Origin of the sequence: Bacteroides sp. An279 (genome assembly GCF_002159615.1) — a bacterium.
GTDB classification, from domain to species: domain Bacteria; phylum Bacteroidota; class Bacteroidia; order Bacteroidales; family Bacteroidaceae; genus Phocaeicola; species Phocaeicola intestinalis.
In genome coordinates this window covers 1-1467 of record NZ_NFJA01000195.1, presented here as the reverse complement: position 1 = coordinate 1467, position 1467 = coordinate 1, and the positions used below count along the sequence as shown (strand labels likewise).

The 1467-nt window shown below is 48.7% G+C and carries 1 protein-coding gene; it reads right to left on the bottom strand.

Going from position 1 to position 1467, the window contains the following annotated elements; genetic code table 11:
- Window positions 1–1459: ATP-binding protein (locus B5F78_RS16560; protein ID WP_087407260.1), on the bottom strand; the 1459-nt coding region annotated here is incomplete at its 3' end.
- Between the last annotated feature and the right edge of the window lie 8 nt (window positions 1460–1467).

The following is a 1467-nucleotide window of genomic DNA, read 5'->3' as shown; positions in this document are numbered from 1 at the left end:
CTTCGTCTGCCGAACCGTCCAGTTTGAACTCAAAGATATAGACGTAATCGGGTGTCTCTACGATGCAGTCCACCCGTCCTTCGCTCTGTTCCTTTTCGGTATAGACCGTGTAGACGCTGACCAGGCGGAATATCAGGTAGAACGTATAATGGAAATAACGCTCCCTTTCCCTCTCGTCCTGTTTGCGACGCATGGTGTAGGGAATGTCGGCAAGGAAGGAGGTGAACAGCTTATGCAGCTTGTCTGTATCACCTTCCTCCAGCGCATCGATAAGGTCTTGTATCCAACTGTTTATATTTTCCCGTTGGGGCTTGAAATAGTCGGAAGCCACCAGAGATACAAATCCTTTCTTCACTTCATTGTTGGGGAAGTCGAGCAGGAATGTGCCTCGGCGTGGTTTATAGTCCTTAATGGTAAGGTATCCGCTCTGGTAAATCATCGGCAACGGTTTTTCTACGTTTGCCTTATAGTCGATAAACTCCTGCGGGTCATAGTATTTTCCGGTCAGTTCATCCAGGTTCTCATCGGTATGCGCAAGCAGGCGGATTAGGTATGAAGGCGTACCGCTACGGAACCAGTAATCACGGATAGAGCCGGAAGCAAAAGCATTGAGCAAGCTGAAAGGATTGTAGACATCGGTCATCTTTTCGCTGAAATGATATCCGTCGTACTGGCGTTTGAGCAGACCGGTCATCTCTTCCTTGGATATGCCTTCCCTGTCTGCCATATCACTTATCGGACCGGCAAAGTAGTGTTCCAGTTCTTCCTGGGTGATACCGCACAGGGCTTCGTACCGCCTGTCCATGCTGATGTCGGCAGGCTGGTTGAAACCGCTGAACACGCTTACCTGCGAGAACTTGGTAACCCCGGTGAGCAAGACGAACTGCAGGTCATCGTCCGCAGCCTTGAATACCGAATAGAATCCTTTCAGCACTTCCCGGTTCCGGTCTTCCAGCAACATTTCCTCCTGTTCTCCCTTAATGCCCGTATCAAGCACGTCCAGGATAGGCTTGTCGTATTCGTCAATTAACACCACACAACGTCTACCCGATTGTTCATGGGCTTGTTTGAGCAAGTAAGCAAAGCGGTCTCCCACATCCGTCAGATAAGTGCTTTTCCCGTATTGGGCTTCCCAACCGGCAATATATCCTTCCAGTTTCTTTTCCAACGTTCCCAGAACGGTGAAGTTGCTTCCGTTGAAGTCGATGTGGAATACGGGATATTCTTTCCATTCCGTTTCCAGCTTCTCGATGGCAAGCCCCTTGAACAGCTCTTTCTTACCTAAGAAATAATTTTTCAAAGTAGATACAAGCAGGCTTTTCCCGAACCGCCTCGGACGGCTGAGGAAATAAATCTTTCCTGTTGATACCAGCTGGTATATCAGGGCGGTTTTGTCTACATACGTGTAGTGGTCCTCTCTTATCTGTGCAAAGCTCTGGATGCCTATCGGGTATTTCATATCGTATG